Here is a 16,110-nt window from a genome sequence, read left to right as displayed (position 1 = left end):
TGTGGCGTTCCGACGAGCCGGACGCGAGCGCATTGAAGCGAGCGGCGTCAGCTGCGTCCAATACCGGGAGTAGCGGCGATCGATACCGCCCCGGTAACGCGCCCCGGCGCAACCGTTTCCGGCCTGCCGGTGACCCCGATCAGGCCCCTATCGACGGGCCGCCGGTCAGGGCTTTCCCCGAGTTGTTTGGCCCGCGGCGGCCGCAGCGCTAGTGCAAGCACCTAGGCAAGCCTGCTCCGCGTCGAGGAACGACAGCGCAGCAGCTTGCAGGTGTTCATGGTCACTCCTTTCTCCCAGCCGTCAGTTCGCGGCTTCATAGGTGCCGACGCCCGTGTACCGCAGCCAGGTGCCCTTGAGCGGCCGCTGCTCCACCCCCGGCCGCGACCAGTCGCACACCCCTGTCGGGAAGATGGCGTTGAGCCGTACCTGCTCCGCCGGCGTGAAGCTGACGCCGTACTCCGCCAGATCGATGGGGCGCAGCTGGCACTTCAGGATGTCGTTGCTGAGCGGCGCACCGGCCACGCCCAGCGGGTAGCCGGCCGAGGGGTAGAGGCTGTTGCACTGCGAGGTACCGGCAGCGCCATGGAACTGCGGCTCGGCGATGAAGGTGCCGGCCGAATAGCAGCCGTCCGTCAGGCCGGCGGGCTTGTTGCGCAGCACCTTGTCGCGGCGCGAGGCCGCCGAGGCATCTGCCTGGATGGCGGCCAGCCAGGCGTCCATCGCCACCAGGGCCTGCGGAACCGCTGCGGCCGAGCTGCCGAACGCACCGCTCCACATCACGTAGTTGTCGGCGTTGCCGTTGGCCTTCCTGACGCGTTCGCGCACGGCGAAGTGCTGGTGCTTCTGGTGCACGTCGCCATTGACGGCGAAGTCGCCGTAGGTGCCGTCCACGTCCAGCACGGGCGTGTCGGCCAGCCCGCCGCCGCCGTTGAGCACCCTGCCGGTTTCATAGGCCGCCTTCAGGGCCAAGAGGTCGGCGCTGGTGCGGTTGGTGGTGAAGTTGAAGTCGATGTCGACGCCGCCCACCTTGTCGTTGAGGTCGAGGAACTGCGTCTTCGAAATCCGCCCTGCCTGGAGCGCGGCCAGGCCGTACTGCACGCCCACGTTGTCCAGCGGTCGGCGCGCGAATCCGTTCTCGCTCTTGGCGTACGTGTTCACGTTGTGGTCGTAGAAGGTCGGTCGGGCGCCCTTCGGGTTGGTCACGGGGTCGTAGCGCACGCCCACCGGCACCACCGCGTTCCACGCCGCATCGGGCCAGCCAGCGCGCGTGGGCAGCGCCTCGAAGCGTGCGCCGTTGCCTTCGGCCAGGTTCACGAACTGGCCAGAGGTGCCGAAACCGGAAGCCAGGCGCAACGCTTCCTGGTCGAGCAGCGAGCCCCCCGTGGTGCGGAAGAAGTTCAACATCAGGCGCGCATCGACCACGGCGGTCTGCACGAGGTCGGGAAAGCTCTGCCGCGGCACGATGCCGTCGAGGATGCCGGGGTAGTTGTCGGCCATGGTGATCTGCTGCACGGCACCGCCGGAGCCGCCCCAGCCGATCGTGTACCTCACCGGTCCGTAGGCCTCGATGAAGTGCTCCTTCACCATCAGCGTTGTCTCGGCCGACAGCACGTCGTTGCAGTTGTTGCGGTAGACGTTGAGCGATGCCGATGCGGCCGCGAAGCCGCGCGACAGGATGTCGTGGTCGAGCACCCCGCCATGCGTGGACCCCTGGATGTACATCCCGCCCGAACAGCCGCCGCCGAAGGTGTAGACGAGGCGCCGGTTCCAGCCCGCATAGGCTGCGTCTCCGGCGCCGGTGGGGTCGTGCAGGATGGCGATCTGGTAGACGGCCCGGTTGAGCGTGCCCGTCTCCAGGCGCACGATGTAGGGCACGGTGCGCCCGTCCAGCGTGGTAGTGCTGGACAGGTCCGCGGGCCGCGCCGCCGCTGCATCGAACGGCACGAAGTTGCCGGCGGCGTTGCGGTAGAGGTAGTCCACCCGCGTGGGCACGGTGCAAGGCGCCGAGACGGGTGAAGCCGTGTAGAACGGGCCGTTGGTCCAGAGGCGGAACTGGTGCGTCTGGCAGAAGAACGGCGCTTCCTGCGGACCCGAGAAGATGGGACCGGTGGACGGATGGTTGGTCACCTTGAGCGTGGACCGGGTGCCCGGCACTTCCACCCCTGCCGCATCGGTCTGCCAGACGGCGACGTCGTTGACGCCCTCGCGCAGCCCGGTCGCCAGGCCGACCAGCCCTTGATAGCCATCGCTGCGGAACACGGCGTTGACGGCGACCTGGTTGACGGCCATCGCGATGCGCGCCGGGTCGACCAGCGCCGCCGGCGTCACACGCATGAGGGCGTCGCCGCCGCTCACCATGTCGGCACGACCCGAGGCCACCGAGAGCGCACCCACGACCGAAGCCGCAGGGTCACCGTCGCTGCCGCAACCGGACAATGCCAGCACCACGGCCAGCAGCGAAAAACAGGCAGGCGCGCACGCCCGAGCCACAGAGGGCATGTTGTCTCCTCGTTCTAAGTCTTCGATTTCCTCGACCGAGGAAATGCGGGCAGAGCTTAGGAGGACGTCAGCAGGGCATGTAAGCCGTCCGGGGGCAAAGCTGGTATGCGTGCGCAGGTCTGGGGCCAGGCCATCGCGACCCCCTGCCAGGGTCTCACACCCGGCTGACACCCATGCGCGAGTAGGCGCTCGGGTCTCGGGCGCGCAGCCGCCGGGCCACCCCCCAGCCCAGCAGGCCCGACAGCGGAATGAGCGCCGGCAGCACCGCGCCCAGCACGCCGCCTTCAGTGCCCGTCAGGTCGGCAAAGTGCAGGAAGACGTAGACGAACAGCGCCGCCATCACGGCGCCGGACACCGCCGGCAGCACCCGCGTGCCGAGGCCGCCTTCGCCGCGGCGGCGGAAGAAGGCCACCACCGACGCGGAGGTCAGCGCCATCATGCCCAGCACCCCCAGCACGCCCACCTGCGACACCCAGGTGAACAGGTTGAGCACCGGGTCCAGGCCCAGCCCGGCGAACACCGCCAGCACCACCAGCGCACCCGCCGTTTGCGCCACCGAGCCCACGTGCGGGCTTTGGTGGCAGGCATGCGTGGTGCCCACGACCGCGGGCAACAGGCCCTCGCGGCCGGCCACGTAGCTGTAGCGGGCGATGTAGTTGTGGAAGGCGGACAGCGCCGCGAACAGGCTGGACACCAGCAGCAGGCCGGCGATGGCCGGCATCGGACCGCCCACGTAACGGCCGGCCAGATCGAAGAACAGGCTGCTGGGGTCGGCCAGGGCCTTGAGCGTGGGCAGCAGCTGGTCGGCGCCCACGCCGGCGATCATCAACCAGGTGCTGAAGACGAAGAAGCCGCCGATCAGCAACACCGACAGGTAGGTGGCGCGGGGAATGGTGACATCGGGGTCACGCGCTTCTTCCGCATAGATGGTGGTGGCCTCGAAACCCATGAACGAGCCCAGGCAGAACAGCACCGAAGCGGTGAGCGAGCCGGACAGCAGCGCCGACGGATCGAACAGGTTCAAGGCCAGGCCGTGGGCGCCGCCGCGACCCAGGATCGCGAAGTCGACGATCAGCACCACCGCGTACTCCAGCGCCACCAGCAGCACCAGCACCTTGGCCGACAGGTCCACCTGCCGGTAGCCCAGCACGCCCACCAGCAGCACCGCCATCAGGCTCCAGGCCCACCAGGGCAGGTGCAGCCCGAAGCCGCCGAACACCCCGGCCGCGATGCCACCCAGCAGACCGATCAGGCCGAACTGCAGCGCGTTGTACGACACCAGCGCCATGAAGGCGACGGCGCCGCCCCAGCAGCCGCCCAGGCCGCGCGCGGCGTAGGCATAGAAGGCGCCTGCATTGCGCACGTGGCGCGACATGGCCACGTAGCCGACCGAAAAAGCCAGCATCACCAGCGTCATCAGCAGGAAGGTGGCCGGCACGCCGGCACCGTTGCCCATCAGGAACGCGATGGGCACCGCGCCGGCCACGCCGGTGAGCGGCGCCGCCGCCGAGATGACCATGAAGGTGATGGCCCCCACCCCCAGGGAGTCGCGTCGCAGTTCGTGGCAGGTGGGCGGTTTCGCGCTGGACATGAAGGTTCCTGTGCAGAAGGTCTCTGCCGCCGCACTCTACGGCCCGCCCGTGGCCCGCGTCAGCCCAGATCGGCAGCTTGCGCGGGCCGGCCGCCCTACTCCACCTTGATGTGGTGCTCGCGGATCAACCGGCCCACGCGGGCGGCATCGGCGGCGATCACCGCGTCCAGCTCCTGCGGCGTGGTGGCGTAGGCGCGCAGTCCGCGGCGCGCCGCGGACTCCTGCACCTCCGGGTCGGCCATCACCCGCCGCAGCGCGGCCTGCAGCCGGGCCAGCACCTCGGGCGGCGTGCCGGAGCGCGCATGCAGCGAATACGAGGTCGAGATCAGCAAGTCCGCGCCCGCCGCTTCCTGGATGGTGGGCACCGCCGGCGCGGCCGGCGTGCGCTGGGGCGCGCCCACCGCCAGCAACCGCAGCTTGCCCTGGGCCACATGCTGCTGCAGCGCTTCCACCCCGCCCGAGGAGGCGGCGATGTCGCCGGCCAGCATCGCCGGAATCACCTCCGCGAAGGCCTTGTACGGCACATGCAGCATCTGGGTGCCGGTGCCGTCCTGCAGCAGCACCATGTTCAGGTGGGAGATGCTGCCCACGCCGCCGCTGCCGAAGGTCACCTTGCCGGGGTTGGCCTTGAGGTGCTCAACGAAGCCGCGGAAGTCGGTGACCGGCAGCGCGGCCGAGACCACCAGGTACAGGCTCACGTCGGCGATGTTGCTCACCGAAGCCAGGTCCTTGCGCGGGTCGTAGCTCAGCCTGTAGAGCAGCGGGTTGGTGGACAGCGTCAACCGGTCCACCAGCAGCAGGGTGTAGCCATCGGCCGGCGCCCGCACCACCGATTCGGTGCCCAGGCTGCCGTTGACGCCGGGCTTGTTGTCGATGACGAAGGTGGCCTTCAGGTCCTTGCCCAGCTTCTCGGACACCAGCCTGGCCATGATGTCCGGCCCGGTGCCCGGCGGGTACGGCACCACCAGCCGCACCGGCCGTTGCGGCCATTCACCGCCCTGTGCCCAGGCCGCCGGCCCGGCACCCAGCCAGGCTGCGGCTCCCACGGCCAGGCCCGCCAGGGCCCGAAGAGTCTTGCGCTTGCGCATCGAGTGGCTCCCTTCCTTGCAACGACGTTCTCACACAACGGCCTGCACGTGTGAACACACGCACCGCGGGTGACCACAAGGTGCCGATATGGGTTAGCACCCCTTTGCTCATCCCGTTTTTTGAGACTACCATCATTCCCGTATTTTGGGATGCATGAATGAACGAACCAACCCTGTCCGACGCCCCGCGCTCCGGTGCCTTCCGCCTGCTGCAGGCGCTGGCGGCTGGAGGTGCCGAGGTGTGCTTCGCCAACCCGGGCACCACCGAAATGCCGCTGGTGGGCGCCCTCGACCTGCTGCCGCAGTTGCGTGCGGTGCTGGGCCTGTTCGAGGGCGTGTGCACCGGCGCCGCCGATGGCTACGCCCGCATGAGCGGCCGGCCGGCCACCACGCTGCTGCACCTGGGCCCCGGCCTGGCCAATGGGCTGGCCAACCTGCACAACGCGCGGCGGGCGCGTTCACCCATCCTCAACCTGGTGGGCGACCATGCCAGCTGGCACCTGGCCTACGACGCGCCGTTGACCTCGGACATCGCATCGCTGGCGCGCCCGGTGTCGGGCTGGTACCGCGCCATCGCGCAGCCGCAGGCCCTGCAGGCCGACGCGGTCGATGGCCTGCGCGCCGCCGCGGCCAGCCCGGGCTGCGTGGCCACGCTGGTGGTGCCGGTCGACTTCCAGCAGCTGCCGGCACCCGAGCAGCGGGCGCCCACGCAGCCCCGCCCGGCCGCGCCGGTGGTGGATGCCGCGCGTGTGGAAGCGGTGGCCCGCGTGCTGCACGCCGGCACGCCCACCGTGCTGCTGCTGGGCGACCGGGCGTTGAGCGCGCGCGGGCAGGTGGCCGCCGGCCGCATTGCCGCAGCCACCGGCGCGCGTCTGTACGCCGAGACCTTCCCGGCGCGCACCGAGCGCGGCGGCGCCCTGCCCGACATCGACCGCCTGCCCTACTTCCCCGAGGCCGCGATCCAGGCGCTGGACGGCGCCCAGGTGGTGCTGGCCGGCGCCATCGCACCGGTGGCGTATTTCGGCTATGAGGGCCTGCCCAGCCGGCTGGCGCCTGAAGACCGGCTGCAGCTGCTGGCCGCCCCCGGCGAGCCGGCCGACCTGGCGCTGGAACAGCTGGCCGAGCTGCTGCAGGCGCCGCGCGTGGTGCCCGGCGTGGCGCCGCAGCAGTGGCCGGTGCAGGCCGGCCCGCTGACGCCGGTGGCGGTGGGCCGGCTGCTGTCCAACGCCCTGCCCGACCAGGCCATCGTCTCGGTGGAGGGCGGCACCTGCGGCTACCCCTTCGTCACCGCCTCGGCCCAGGCCGCGCGGCACACGGTGCTCACCAACACCGGCGGCGCCATCGGCCAGGGCCTGCCGGTGGCGCTGGGGGCGGCGGTGGCCTGCCCCGACCGGCGCGTGTATGCGCTGCAGTCCGACGGCAGCGCGCAATACACCATCCAGTCGCTGTGGACCATGGCCCGCGAACGGCTGCCCGTGGTGGTGCTCATCACCTCCAACCGCCGCTACGGCATCTTGCAGACCGAACTGGGCCGCTCCGGCATCGAAGCGGGCGAGCAATCGAAGCGGCTGACGCTGCTGGACGACCCGCCCTTCGACTGGTTGGCACTGGCGCGCGGCTATGGCGTGCCGGCGCACACCGCCACCACCACCGAAGAACTGCAGCGGGCGCTGGCGCACGCCCAGGCTCATACCGAAGGCCCCGTGCTGATCGAGATGCGGCTGGCCTGACCCCTCACTCACCAGGACAACACCATGGATCTTCAACTCAAGGGCAAGGTCGCCTTCATCACCGGCGGCAGCATGGGCATCGGCAAGGCAGCGGCGCTGGAACTGGCACGCGAAGGCGTGGACGTGGCCATCGCGGCGCGCCGCCTCCACCACCTCGAAGAAGCCGCCGCCGAGCTGCGCCAAATGCTGGCCACGCAGCCCGGTGCCGGCCGCGTGCTGCCGGTGGTGGTGGACACCACCGACATGACGACCATCGAAGCCGCGATGGCCGCCACGGCCGAAGCCTTCGGCGGCATCGACATCCTGGTCAACGGCGCGGCCCACCCCGGCGGCCTGGTGCGCAGCGAGCTGGCGGAGGCCGATCCGCAAGGCCTGCTGCAGGACATCGACATCAAGGTGGTGGGCTACTTCCGCTGTGCCAAGGCGGTGGCGCCCTACATGCGCCGCCGCGGCTATGGCCGCATCGTCAACATCGGCGGGCTCACCGGTCGGGGCAGCAAGCAGCTCTCGGGCATGCGCAACGTGGCCATCGTGCACATGACCAAGACGCTGTCGGACCAGCTGGGCCCCGACGGCATCACCGTCAACACCATCCACCCCGGCGTGGTGGAAACGCCCCACATCCACGAGCTGTACGAGAAGGAAGCGCAGAAGCAGGGCCTGACCGCCGCGGCCGTGGAGTCCAACTACGTCAAGGCCACGCCCATCCGCCGCGTGCTGCAGCCCGAGGAAATGGGCTGGATCATCGCCTTCCTGGCTTCGCCCCGCTCGGGCTCCATCACCGGCGAATCGCTGGGCTGCGACGGCGGCCTGACGCGCGGCATCTTCCTCTGAGCGAGGCACGAGCGATGAACTTCACGATCATGGTGGCCACTGCCGGCCAGGGCATCCTGCGCAGCAACGACGACGGCCGCACCTGGCACCGGCTGGGCCTGAAGGAGGCCATCGAGTTCGACGGCGTGGTGCGCGCCCTGGCCGTCGACCCCGAGCGGCCGGACCGCGTGTATGCCGGTGCCGATGCAGGCCTGTGCATCAGCGACGACGGCGGTGCCCACTGGCGCCTGGCCGAAGGCGCCATCCGCGGCATGACGGTCTGGTCGATCGGCATCGATCCCAGCCAGCCGGAGGTGATGTATGCCGGCACCGGCGCGCCCTCGCGCGCGGCCCTCTTCCAATCCACCGACCGCGGCGAGACCTGGCACCGCCTGCCGCCGGAGATGGACGAGTTCTGCCAGGGCGTCAACCGCCCGCGCATGCTCACCATCTGCGTGAACCCCGACGACGGGCAGGACGTGTGGTTCGGCGTGGAAGAAGGCGGTGCCTGGCGCAGCCGCGACGGCGGCCAGCACTTCGAGCGGCTGGACGATCCGCGCAAGGCCATCCGCAGCTCCGACATCCATGCCATCTCCATCCTGCCGGCCACGGCCAGCGCGCCGCGCACCTTCATCGTGCTCACGGTCAATGCGGTGTACGTGAGCCAGGACGATGGCCAGACCTGGGATGGGCAGCTGTCGAAGCAGCGCTTCGACGGCCTGTACTACACCCGCACGGTGATGCCGCTGCCGGGCAGCGACGACGAGCTGCTGATGGCCATCGGCGACGGCACGCCCGGGCTCAAGACGAGGCTCTACCGCTCCAGCGACCGCGGCTTCCACTGGACCGAGATGCAGCTGGAGACGCCGCCCAACTCCACCTTCTGGGCGCTGGGCGGCCACGGCGCGGACCCCACGCGGCTGTATGCCGGCACCAAGTACGGCGACCTCTTTCGCTCCACCGACGGCGGCCGCAGCTGGCACAAGGAATGGCGGTCGTTCCCCGAGATCACCGCGGTGGCCTGGACGCCGGTGAAGGCGCCGCTGGTGGCCCAGGCGCAATCCACCGACTGAGCCCATGACCACACGACCCGACATTCCGCCGCTGCAACCCGGCCAGCGCCTGCCGGTGCCGCGCGTGCAACGCACCCATGTGGCCTTGTACGTGCGCGACCCGGTGACTTCCGGCCGCTGGTACGCCGAGGTGCTGGGCATGGAGCAGGTGGCCAGCGAGCCGCGCTGGACCTTCATGTCCTTCGGCCAGAAGCACCATGACATCGCCCTCATCAAGGCGCAGACGCCGGCGGAGCTGGGCACCATCGGCCTGCAGCACTACGGGCTGGAGATCGCCGGCGACCTGGACGAACTGCGGCGCCTGTACGGGATGCTGCTGCGCCGCGGCGTGCCCATCGTGAAGATCACCGACCACAAGGCCGGCATCGGCGTGTACTTCAACGACCCCGACGGCAACCGGCTCGAGTTCTTCTGCGAACGCGAGCACGACGACGCCGAAGGCAAGCGCCTGATGACGCAATACAACGCGGCCAGCGACCCCATCGAGCTGCAGCCGCTTTTCGACTGACCGACCGACGCACTGCGAGCAAGCCATGAACCAGGCCCCCAACTTCCACGGCTACCACATCCGCAAGTGGTACCTCCAGATCGAGGACACCCTGGCCGGCGAAACCGGCCAGCCCGCCGACGGCGCGCCCTTGCGCAAGATCGTCATCGCCGCCGCGATCCACAACCCCTATGCCGGCCGCTATGAGGCCGATCTCTCGCCCTTCATCGCGCCTTCACCGCTGCTGGGCGCCGAGTTCGGCCGCCGCATCCGCGAAGCGGCCGCCGGCCAGGCCGTAGAGAGCTACGGCAAGGCCTGCCTGGTGGGCATCGACGGCGAGTACGAACACGGCAATGCCCTGCTCACCAACCCTGCCGCCAACCCCGTGCGCGACGGCGTGGGCGGTGGCAAGTCGTGGGTGCCTTCCACCGGCAAGCGCGGCGGGCCCGGCACCGTGCTCGACGTGCCGCTGGCCCACAAGGACGCGCTGTACGTGCGCTCGCACTACGACTCGATCAGCGTGATGTTCAACGACGCGCCCAACCGCGACGAGCTGCTGATCGTCTGGGCCTTTGCCACCCGTGGCCGCCTGAACGCCCGGCTGGGTGGGCTGCAGGCGCGCGACGTCAAGGGCCAAGACGGCCTGGTGTGAAGCCAGCGCCCGCCCGACCATGAGCACCCACGTGCGTGAAACCTGGATCCGCAGCGAAGGCCTGAACCTGCGCTGCGTGGAATGGGGCGACATCGCCGCGCCCGCCATCGTGGCGCTGCACGGCCTGCGCAGCTTTGCCCATACCTGGGAGCCGGTGGCGCTGCCGCTGGCCGACCGCTACCGCTTCATCGCGCTGGACCAGCGCGGTCGCGGCCACAGCGACTGGGACCCGCAGCGCCGCTACTTCACCGAGCATTACCTGCGCGACCTGCAGGCCCTGGTCGATGAGCTTCGGCTCGACCGCTTCATCCTGCTGGGCCACTCGATGGGCGGTGCCACCGCCTTCGTCCATGCGGCAGCCAACCCACAGCGCCTGCACGGCCTGGTCATCGAGGACATGGGCCCCGGCGCCTCGGCCTCCTCGGCCGGGGCCGAACGCATCCGCCGTGAGCTGCAGGCCACGCCCGACCGCTTTGCGGGCTGGGCCGAGGCGCAAGCCTTCTGGCGTGCGCAACGGCCCGGGGTGTCCGAGGCCGCCTTGTCGGCCCGCGTGCGCCATTCGATGAAGGCCGATGCCGACGGCAGCGTGGTCTGGCGCCACGATGCCGCCGGCATCGCTGCCGCACGGTTGGCGGCCACGCCGCAGCAGCTGGTGGACCTGTGGCCGCATGTGGACGCCTTGACCGTGCCCACGCTGCTGTTGCGCGGTGCCTGCTCCGACTTCCTGGCACGCGACACCGCACAGGCCATGGCGCAGCGCAACCCCTGCATCCGCCTCGCCGAGGTGGCCGATGCCAGCCACTACGTGCACGACGACAACCTGCCCGGCTTCGAGGCGCCGCTGCACGCCTTCCTGGCCGACCTGGACGTGGCCGCCCGGCCGCGGCGCCTGCCATGAGCGCCCAACCACCGCTTCAGCGTGTACCGGTCGTCATCGTCGGCGGCGGGCCCAACGGCATCGCGCTGGCCAACCTGCTGGGTGCGCAGGGCGTGCGCACCGTGGTCATCGAGCGTGAGCGCCAGATCCTGGAATACCCGCGCGCGGTCGGCATGGACGACGAAGCGCTGCGCCTCTTCCAGTCCGTTCAGCTGGCCGAGCCACTGCTGCGCGACATGATTCCCAATGTGCCGCTGCGCATGTTCCGCGCCGATGGCCGTTGCTTTGCCGACATCCGCGCTTCCACCCGCGAATACGGCTGGTGGCGCCGCAACATCTTCATGCAGCAGATCGCCGAGAAGACGCTGCGCCGGGGCCTGCAGCGCTACCCGCAGGTGGAATTGCGCCTGGGTGAAGAGGTGCTGGGCCTGACCCAGGACGACCACGGCGTGCGGCTGCAGGTGCGCGATGCCCAGGGCCAAGCCTACACCCTGGCCTGCGACTACTGCGTGGGCGCCGATGGTGGCCGCAGCCCGATGCGCGACTGGGTGGGCGCCCAGCTGCTGGGCCGCACCCATGCCATCAAATGGCTGGTGGTGGACGTGCGCAATGCCCCGCTGGATGCGCCCTACACCGCGCTCAACTGCGACCCGCGGCGGCCCAACGTCTGCATCTACCTGCCCTATGGTTACCGCCGCTGGGAGTTCATGGTCTTTCCGCATGAAGACGAGCAGGCCATCGCCGAGCCCGCTTCGGTGCGGCGGCTGCTGGCGCCCTATGTCCTTGATCCGGCAGCGGTGGAGATCGTGCGTGCCCGCACCTACACCCACCATTCACGCGTGGCCGACCGCTTCGTGGTCGGCCGCGTGGCGCTGATCGGCGATGCGGCCCACCTGTCGCCGCCGTGGATCGGCCAGGGCCTGAACGCCGGCCTGCGCGATGCGGGCAACCTGGGATGGAAGCTGGCCGGCATCGTGCAAGGCCGGTTGAAGCCCTCGGTGCTGGCCAGCTACCACGACGAGCGGCACCGCCATGCACAGGCCATGATCGACCTGGCCGACCTGTTCGGCGCCATGCTGATGCCGCGCAACCGCCTCAAGGCCTGGCTGCGCGACCGCTTCTTCAGTGCGGCGCGCTGGCTGCCCGGCCTGCGCCACTACGTGCTGCAGATGCGCTTCAAGCCGATGCCGCGTTACGAGCAGGGCGTGGTGGTGCGCAGCCCCGGCTCCCCCATGGTGGGCCGCATGCTGATACAGCCCGACGTGGAAGACGCGGATGGCCAGCGGGTGAAGCTGGACGAAGCGCTGGGCCCCTGGTTCGCGCTGGTGGGCTGGCAGACCGACCCGCAAGACGCGCTGCCCCCCGACCAACTGGCCTTTTGGCAGCAGCTGGGCGCCCGCTTCGTGCGGGTGGACCGCGCCCGCTGCGGCGACCAGCCAGGCGCCCGCATGGCTTCCGCCCACGGCACCGTGTGCGTGGAGGACGTGGACAACCAGCTGTCCGACTGGATGGATGCGCACCCTGGCGGCCGGCTGCTGGTGCTGCGCCCCGACCGCTACATCGCCGCCCACTGCAGCCCGGCCGACCTGCCCGAGGTGACCCGGCAGTTCGCGGCCTTCACCGACCTGCAAGCGCCCGAGCAACGCCTCGCGGCCTGAAGCCCATGCCCACCCCTGACGCCACGGCGCCCTACGCCACCCTGTGCCAGTACATCGACGGCGAGTTTGTCGAGGTCGGCCCCCGCGACTCGCAACCGGTGTTCAACCCGGCCGACGGCAGCCTGCTGGGCCGACTGCCGCGGGGCACGCCCGACGACCTCGACCGCGCCCTGGCGGCGGCCCAGCGCGCCTTCGCCAGCTGGCGGTTCGAGTCGCCGCTCAAACGCTCCGAGATCCTGCGGCGCGCCGCAGCGCTGGCCCGCGAGCGGGCCCCCGACATCGCCCGCGACATCACCCGCGACCAGGGCAAGCCTCTGGCCGAAGCGCTGGCCGAGGTGACCGGCAGCGCCGAGCATGCCGAATGGCATGCCGAAGAAGGCCGCCGCATCTATGGCCGGGTGATCCCGGCGCGCCTGCCCGAGGTGCGGCAGACGGTGCTGCGTGAACCCATCGGCGTCTGCGCCGCTTTTTCGCCCTGGAACTTTCCGTTCAACCAGGCCTTGCGCAAGGTGGTGGCGGCGCTGGCCAGCGGCTGCACGCTGCTGCTCAAGGGCCCGGCGGATGCGCCCAGCGCCACCGTGGCGCTGGCCCGCCTGTTCCACGATGCAGGCCTGCCGCCCGGCTGCCTGAACGTGGTGTGGGGGCCGGCCGATGCGCTGTCGCGCCACCTGATCGAGTCGCCCATCGTGCGCATGGTCTCCTTCACCGGTTCGGTGCCCGTGGGCAAGCAGCTGGCAGCACTGGCCGGCCAGCACATGAAGCGCACGACGATGGAGCTGGGCGGCCATGCGCCGGTGATCGTCTGCGCCGATGCCGACGTGGACCGCGCCGCCGACCTGCTGGCGCCCTACAAGTTCCGCAACGCCGGGCAGGTGTGCGTGTCGCCCACCCGCTTTCTGGTGCAGCGGCCGGTGTTCGAGCGCTTTGCCGAACGCTTTCTGCAACGCACACGGGCCCTGCGCGTGGGGCCTGGCCTGGACCCCGGCACGCAGATGGGCCCGGTGGCCAGCCAGCGCCGGCTGGCCGAGTTGCAGGCCTTCGCCGACGATGCCCGCGCCACCGGCGGCGAGCTGGCCACCGGTGGCAGCCGCATCGGCGACCAAGGCCATTTCTTTGCCCCCACGGTGGTGCTGAACCCCGCGCCCGGCAGCCGCCTGATGCGCGATGAACCCTTCGGCCCGATGGCCGCGCTGCTGCCATTCGACGAACTGGACGAAGCCATCGGCATCGCCAACAGCCTGCCCTTCGGCCTGGCCGCCTATGCCTTCACCGGCGCCACCCGCCACGCCTACCGCCTGGCCAGCCTGCTGGAAGCGGGCATGGTCAACATCAACCACTTCGGCATGGCCCCGTCCGAGATCCCGTTCGGCGGCATCAAGGACAGCGGCATGGGCAGCGAAGGCGGCACCGAAACCTTCGATGCCTACCTGGTCACCAAGTTCGTGACCCAGATGAACTGATCAAGGCCGGGGGCCCTGCCCCCGGCTTGTGCTCACAGCGTCCGCAGCGCGTCGCCGAAGATATCCAGCGCCTTGTGCAGCAGCTGCCGCGGAATGGTCAGCGAGGGCATCACCCGCATCACATTGGTGTAGCGGCCGCAGGGGATCATCAGCACGCCGTGGCTGGTGAGGTACGCCATCAGCTGACCCAGGTGCTCGCGGCTCAGGGGCTCCTTGGTGGCGCGGTCTTCCACCAGCTCGATGCCGATCATCAGCCCGCGGCCGCGCACTTCGCCCACGAAGGGGCTGTTGAAGCCGCGGATGCGTTCCTGCGCTTCCAGCCCCAGGTGGTGGGCCCGTTCGACCAGGTTCAGCTCGGGGTCCTGCAGCAGCGCGATGTTGGCCAGCGACACGGCGGCCGACACCGAGTTGGCGGCGAAGGTGTTGGGCGCCGAGCCGTCGGGAATCTTCTCGGCCAGGTCGGCGCGCATCACCAGGCCGGCCATCGGCACGTCGCCGCCCATGCCCTTGCCAAAGGTCAGCATGTCGGGCTTCACGCCCGAATGTTCCACCGCCCACATCTTGCCGGTGCGGCCGGCACCGGCCTGCACCTCGTCGACGATCAGCAGCGCACCGCTCTTGTCGCAGGCCTTGTGCAGCAGCTGCAGGAATTCGGGCGCCGGCGGCACGTAGCCGCCTTCGCCCTGCACCGGCTCCACGATCACCGCGGCCACGTCGTCGGCGCCGGTGTACGGCGTGTTCAGCAGGTAGTCCACGTACTCGCCGGCCACTTGCTCCGCGCTCTTGTGCGTGGTGTCGAACGGAAAGCGGTAGGCATAGGGGTAAGGCGCATGGATCACGCCGGCCATGAAAGGCCCGAAACCCTTGCGATAGGCGGTGCCTGTGGTCAGCGAGCCGGAGGCATGCCACACGCCGTGGTAGGCGCCATGGAACGCGATGATCTGGTGGCGGCCCGTCACGCGCTTGGCGAACTTGACGGCGGCTTCCAGTGCGTCGCTCCCGCTTTGCGCGAAGTAGGTGATGCAGTTGCCGCGCAGCCCCTCGGGCATGATCTCGGAGATCTTGGCGGCCAGTTCGGTGCGGCGGGTGCTGTTGACCTCCATCGAGTGCATCAGCGACTCCGACTGCTGGCGCATCGCCGCCACCACCTTGGGGTGGCACCGGCCGACGCTGCTCACGCCCACGCCGGCCGACAGGTCGATGAAGGTGTTGCCGTCGGGGTCCTTGAAAGTCACGCCGAAGGCGCGGTCCATCACCACCGGCATGCGGCCACCGCCGCGCGCCATCGATTCGGTGCGGGCCGACAGGGCCAGTGCTTCTTGTGCACGCGGGCCGGGAAAGGCCGCGGTCACCATGTGGGGGGCATCGGGGAAGTTCAGGGCTTCCAGTTGCGCTTCAACCATGTCTCACCTCTTCATCAAGGAAACGGCGGCAACGGCCGCCGGGTGTCGACATGGTGTCGGGCGCCGCCGGCCAGCGGTAGCCTGAATCGGCACCCTGGCAGCCGGCACGCCGCTGACCTTTCAAAGCATGCGGCGCAGCACGTCGCTGTCGGGGTCGGCGTCGAAGAAGCGGTGCTTGAGCGCGCCGGCCACGTGCATGACCACCAGCGCCAGCAGCGTCCACGCCAGGTAGCGGTGCAGCAGCTGGAACACCTCGAAGCGCGCGTCGTTTTTGGGCAGCAGCTCGGGCAGGTGGCCGAAGAAGAAGAACGGCACGCCGTCGCTTTGCGTGAAGCTGCTGGACATGGCGTAGCCCATCAAGGGCACCAGCACCAGCAGCAGGTACATCAGGCCATGGGTGAGGTGCGACAGCCGGCGTTCCCAAGGTTGCAGGCTGTGCGGCAGCGCCGGCACGCCGCGGCGCCAGCGCAGCACCAGCTGCAGCAGCACCAGCAGCAGCGCCAGCACGCCGAACTGCTTGTGGTTGGGATAGAGCTGCTCGAACTTGACGGCCATGTCGTCGGGCAGATTCACCATCAACAGGCCCGCGGACAGGGTGCCGAGCACCACCAGCGCACGCAGCCAGTGAACGGCGCGCAAGCTGCCGGCGTAGCGCTGGCCAGCGGTGGAGGAAGGAAGGACGGAGCCAGGATTTTTCACGGCGATCAAGAAGCTGGAGAACGGGAAAGCCCCGTCGAAACGGGGCGCGATGGTAGACGCATGAGGCCGCCGCCGCAGGC

The 16,110-nt window shown here is 70.0% G+C and carries 13 protein-coding genes; 8 read left to right on the top strand and 5 right to left on the bottom strand.

The genetic code is table 11. The annotated features are described in order from the left end of the window. Positions 1-300: 300 nt before the first annotated feature. The 3 genes from ABNT58_RS13235 to ABNT58_RS13225 all read right to left on the bottom strand — a co-directional run bounded on the left by ABNT58_RS13235 (position 301) and on the right by ABNT58_RS13225 (position 5,178). Positions 301-2,499, bottom strand: coding sequence for a DUF6351 family protein (locus tag ABNT58_RS13235; protein ID WP_348753938.1), 2,199 nt, complete (start codon positions 2,497-2,499; stop codon positions 301-303). Between the two features lie 154 nt (positions 2,500-2,653). Further along, positions 2,654-4,090 (bottom strand): APC family permease, encoded by a 1,437-nt coding sequence (locus tag ABNT58_RS13230; protein ID WP_348753937.1) that lies wholly within the window; start codon positions 4,088-4,090, stop codon positions 2,654-2,656. A gap of 95 nt (positions 4,091-4,185) precedes the next feature. Next, positions 4,186-5,178, bottom strand: coding sequence for a tripartite tricarboxylate transporter substrate binding protein (locus tag ABNT58_RS13225; RefSeq protein WP_348753936.1), 993 nt, complete (start codon positions 5,176-5,178; stop codon positions 4,186-4,188). Positions 5,179-5,336: 158 nt separating this feature from the next. On the opposite strand from ABNT58_RS13225, the gene ABNT58_RS13220 reads away from it, so the two are divergent. Genes ABNT58_RS13220 through ABNT58_RS13185 form a run of 8 tightly spaced genes read left to right on the top strand, consistent with a single transcriptional unit; the run spans position 5,337 to position 13,928 of the window. Then, positions 5,337-6,908 (top strand): acetolactate synthase large subunit, encoded by a 1,572-nt coding sequence (locus ABNT58_RS13220; RefSeq protein ID WP_348753935.1) that lies wholly within the window; start codon positions 5,337-5,339, stop codon positions 6,906-6,908. Between the two features lie 24 nt (positions 6,909-6,932). Beyond that, on the top strand, positions 6,933-7,742 hold the full coding sequence (locus ABNT58_RS13215) for an SDR family oxidoreductase (protein ID WP_348753934.1): 810 nt from the start codon (positions 6,933-6,935) through the stop codon (positions 7,740-7,742). A gap of 14 nt (positions 7,743-7,756) precedes the next feature. Then, on the top strand, positions 7,757-8,794 hold the full coding sequence (locus ABNT58_RS13210) for a glycosyl hydrolase (RefSeq protein ID WP_348753933.1): 1,038 nt from the start codon (positions 7,757-7,759) through the stop codon (positions 8,792-8,794). A gap of 4 nt (positions 8,795-8,798) precedes the next feature. Next, complete coding sequence (locus ABNT58_RS13205) at positions 8,799-9,302, top strand: VOC family protein (protein WP_348753932.1); 504 nt, start codon at positions 8,799-8,801, stop codon at positions 9,300-9,302. Positions 9,303-9,327: 25 nt separating this feature from the next. After that, positions 9,328-9,933 carry an amino acid synthesis family protein gene (locus ABNT58_RS13200; RefSeq protein WP_348753931.1) on the top strand — a complete coding sequence of 202 codons (606 nt, stop codon included), beginning with the start codon at positions 9,328-9,330 and terminating at the stop codon, positions 9,931-9,933. Between the two features lie 19 nt (positions 9,934-9,952). Then, positions 9,953-10,831 carry an alpha/beta hydrolase gene (locus tag ABNT58_RS13195; RefSeq protein ID WP_348753930.1) on the top strand — a complete coding sequence of 293 codons (879 nt, stop codon included), beginning with the start codon at positions 9,953-9,955 and terminating at the stop codon, positions 10,829-10,831. Beyond that, positions 10,828-12,468 carry a bifunctional 3-(3-hydroxy-phenyl)propionate/3-hydroxycinnamic acid hydroxylase gene (locus ABNT58_RS13190; protein WP_348753929.1) on the top strand — a complete coding sequence of 547 codons (1,641 nt, stop codon included), beginning with the start codon at positions 10,828-10,830 and terminating at the stop codon, positions 12,466-12,468. The genes ABNT58_RS13195 and ABNT58_RS13190 overlap by 4 nt, the downstream gene beginning before the upstream one ends. Before the next feature lie 5 nt (positions 12,469-12,473). Further along, positions 12,474-13,928, top strand: a complete 1,455-nt coding sequence (locus tag ABNT58_RS13185; protein ID WP_348753928.1) for an NAD-dependent succinate-semialdehyde dehydrogenase — start codon at positions 12,474-12,476, stop codon at positions 13,926-13,928. A 32-nt stretch (positions 13,929-13,960) separates the two neighbouring features. Here ABNT58_RS13185 and ABNT58_RS13180 read toward each other — a convergent pair whose 3' ends face one another. Next, positions 13,961-15,331, bottom strand: coding sequence for an aspartate aminotransferase family protein (locus tag ABNT58_RS13180; protein ID WP_348753927.1), 1,371 nt, complete (start codon positions 15,329-15,331; stop codon positions 13,961-13,963). A 120-nt stretch (positions 15,332-15,451) separates the two neighbouring features. Continuing rightward, positions 15,452-16,030 (bottom strand): cytochrome b, encoded by a 579-nt coding sequence (locus tag ABNT58_RS13175; protein WP_348753926.1) that lies wholly within the window; start codon positions 16,028-16,030, stop codon positions 15,452-15,454. Positions 16,031-16,110: the final 80 nt, after the last annotated feature.

This window comes from uncultured Aquincola sp., from assembly GCF_964001545.1.
Lineage (GTDB): Bacteria > Pseudomonadota > Gammaproteobacteria > Burkholderiales > Burkholderiaceae_C > Aquincola.
Note: the sequence above shows the minus strand (reverse complement) of the source record. Positions and strands in the feature narration are given on the sequence as shown.

Excerpts from the sequence above, each read along its gene's own strand:
- ABNT58_RS13210 (WP_348753933.1), top strand. The coding sequence starts at position 7,757 with ATGAACTTCACGATCATGGTGGCCACTGCCGGCCAGGGCATCCTGCGC.
- ABNT58_RS13225 (WP_348753936.1), bottom strand. The coding sequence starts at position 5,178 with ATGCGCAAGCGCAAGACTCTTCGGGCCCTGGCGGGCCTGGCCGTGGGA.
- ABNT58_RS13195 (WP_348753930.1), top strand. The coding sequence starts at position 9,953 with ATGAGCACCCACGTGCGTGAAACCTGGATCCGCAGCGAAGGCCTGAAC.
- ABNT58_RS13190 (WP_348753929.1), top strand. The coding sequence starts at position 10,828 with ATGAGCGCCCAACCACCGCTTCAGCGTGTACCGGTCGTCATCGTCGGC.
- ABNT58_RS13185 (WP_348753928.1), top strand. The coding sequence starts at position 12,474 with ATGCCCACCCCTGACGCCACGGCGCCCTACGCCACCCTGTGCCAGTAC.
- ABNT58_RS13215 (WP_348753934.1), top strand. The coding sequence starts at position 6,933 with ATGGATCTTCAACTCAAGGGCAAGGTCGCCTTCATCACCGGCGGCAGC.
- ABNT58_RS13200 (WP_348753931.1), top strand. The coding sequence starts at position 9,328 with ATGAACCAGGCCCCCAACTTCCACGGCTACCACATCCGCAAGTGGTAC.
- ABNT58_RS13230 (WP_348753937.1), bottom strand. The coding sequence starts at position 4,090 with ATGTCCAGCGCGAAACCGCCCACCTGCCACGAACTGCGACGCGACTCC.
- ABNT58_RS13235 (WP_348753938.1), bottom strand. The coding sequence starts at position 2,499 with ATGCCCTCTGTGGCTCGGGCGTGCGCGCCTGCCTGTTTTTCGCTGCTG.
- ABNT58_RS13205 (WP_348753932.1), top strand. The coding sequence starts at position 8,799 with ATGACCACACGACCCGACATTCCGCCGCTGCAACCCGGCCAGCGCCTG.
- ABNT58_RS13180 (WP_348753927.1), bottom strand. The coding sequence starts at position 15,331 with ATGGTTGAAGCGCAACTGGAAGCCCTGAACTTCCCCGATGCCCCCCAC.
- ABNT58_RS13220 (WP_348753935.1), top strand. The coding sequence starts at position 5,337 with ATGAACGAACCAACCCTGTCCGACGCCCCGCGCTCCGGTGCCTTCCGC.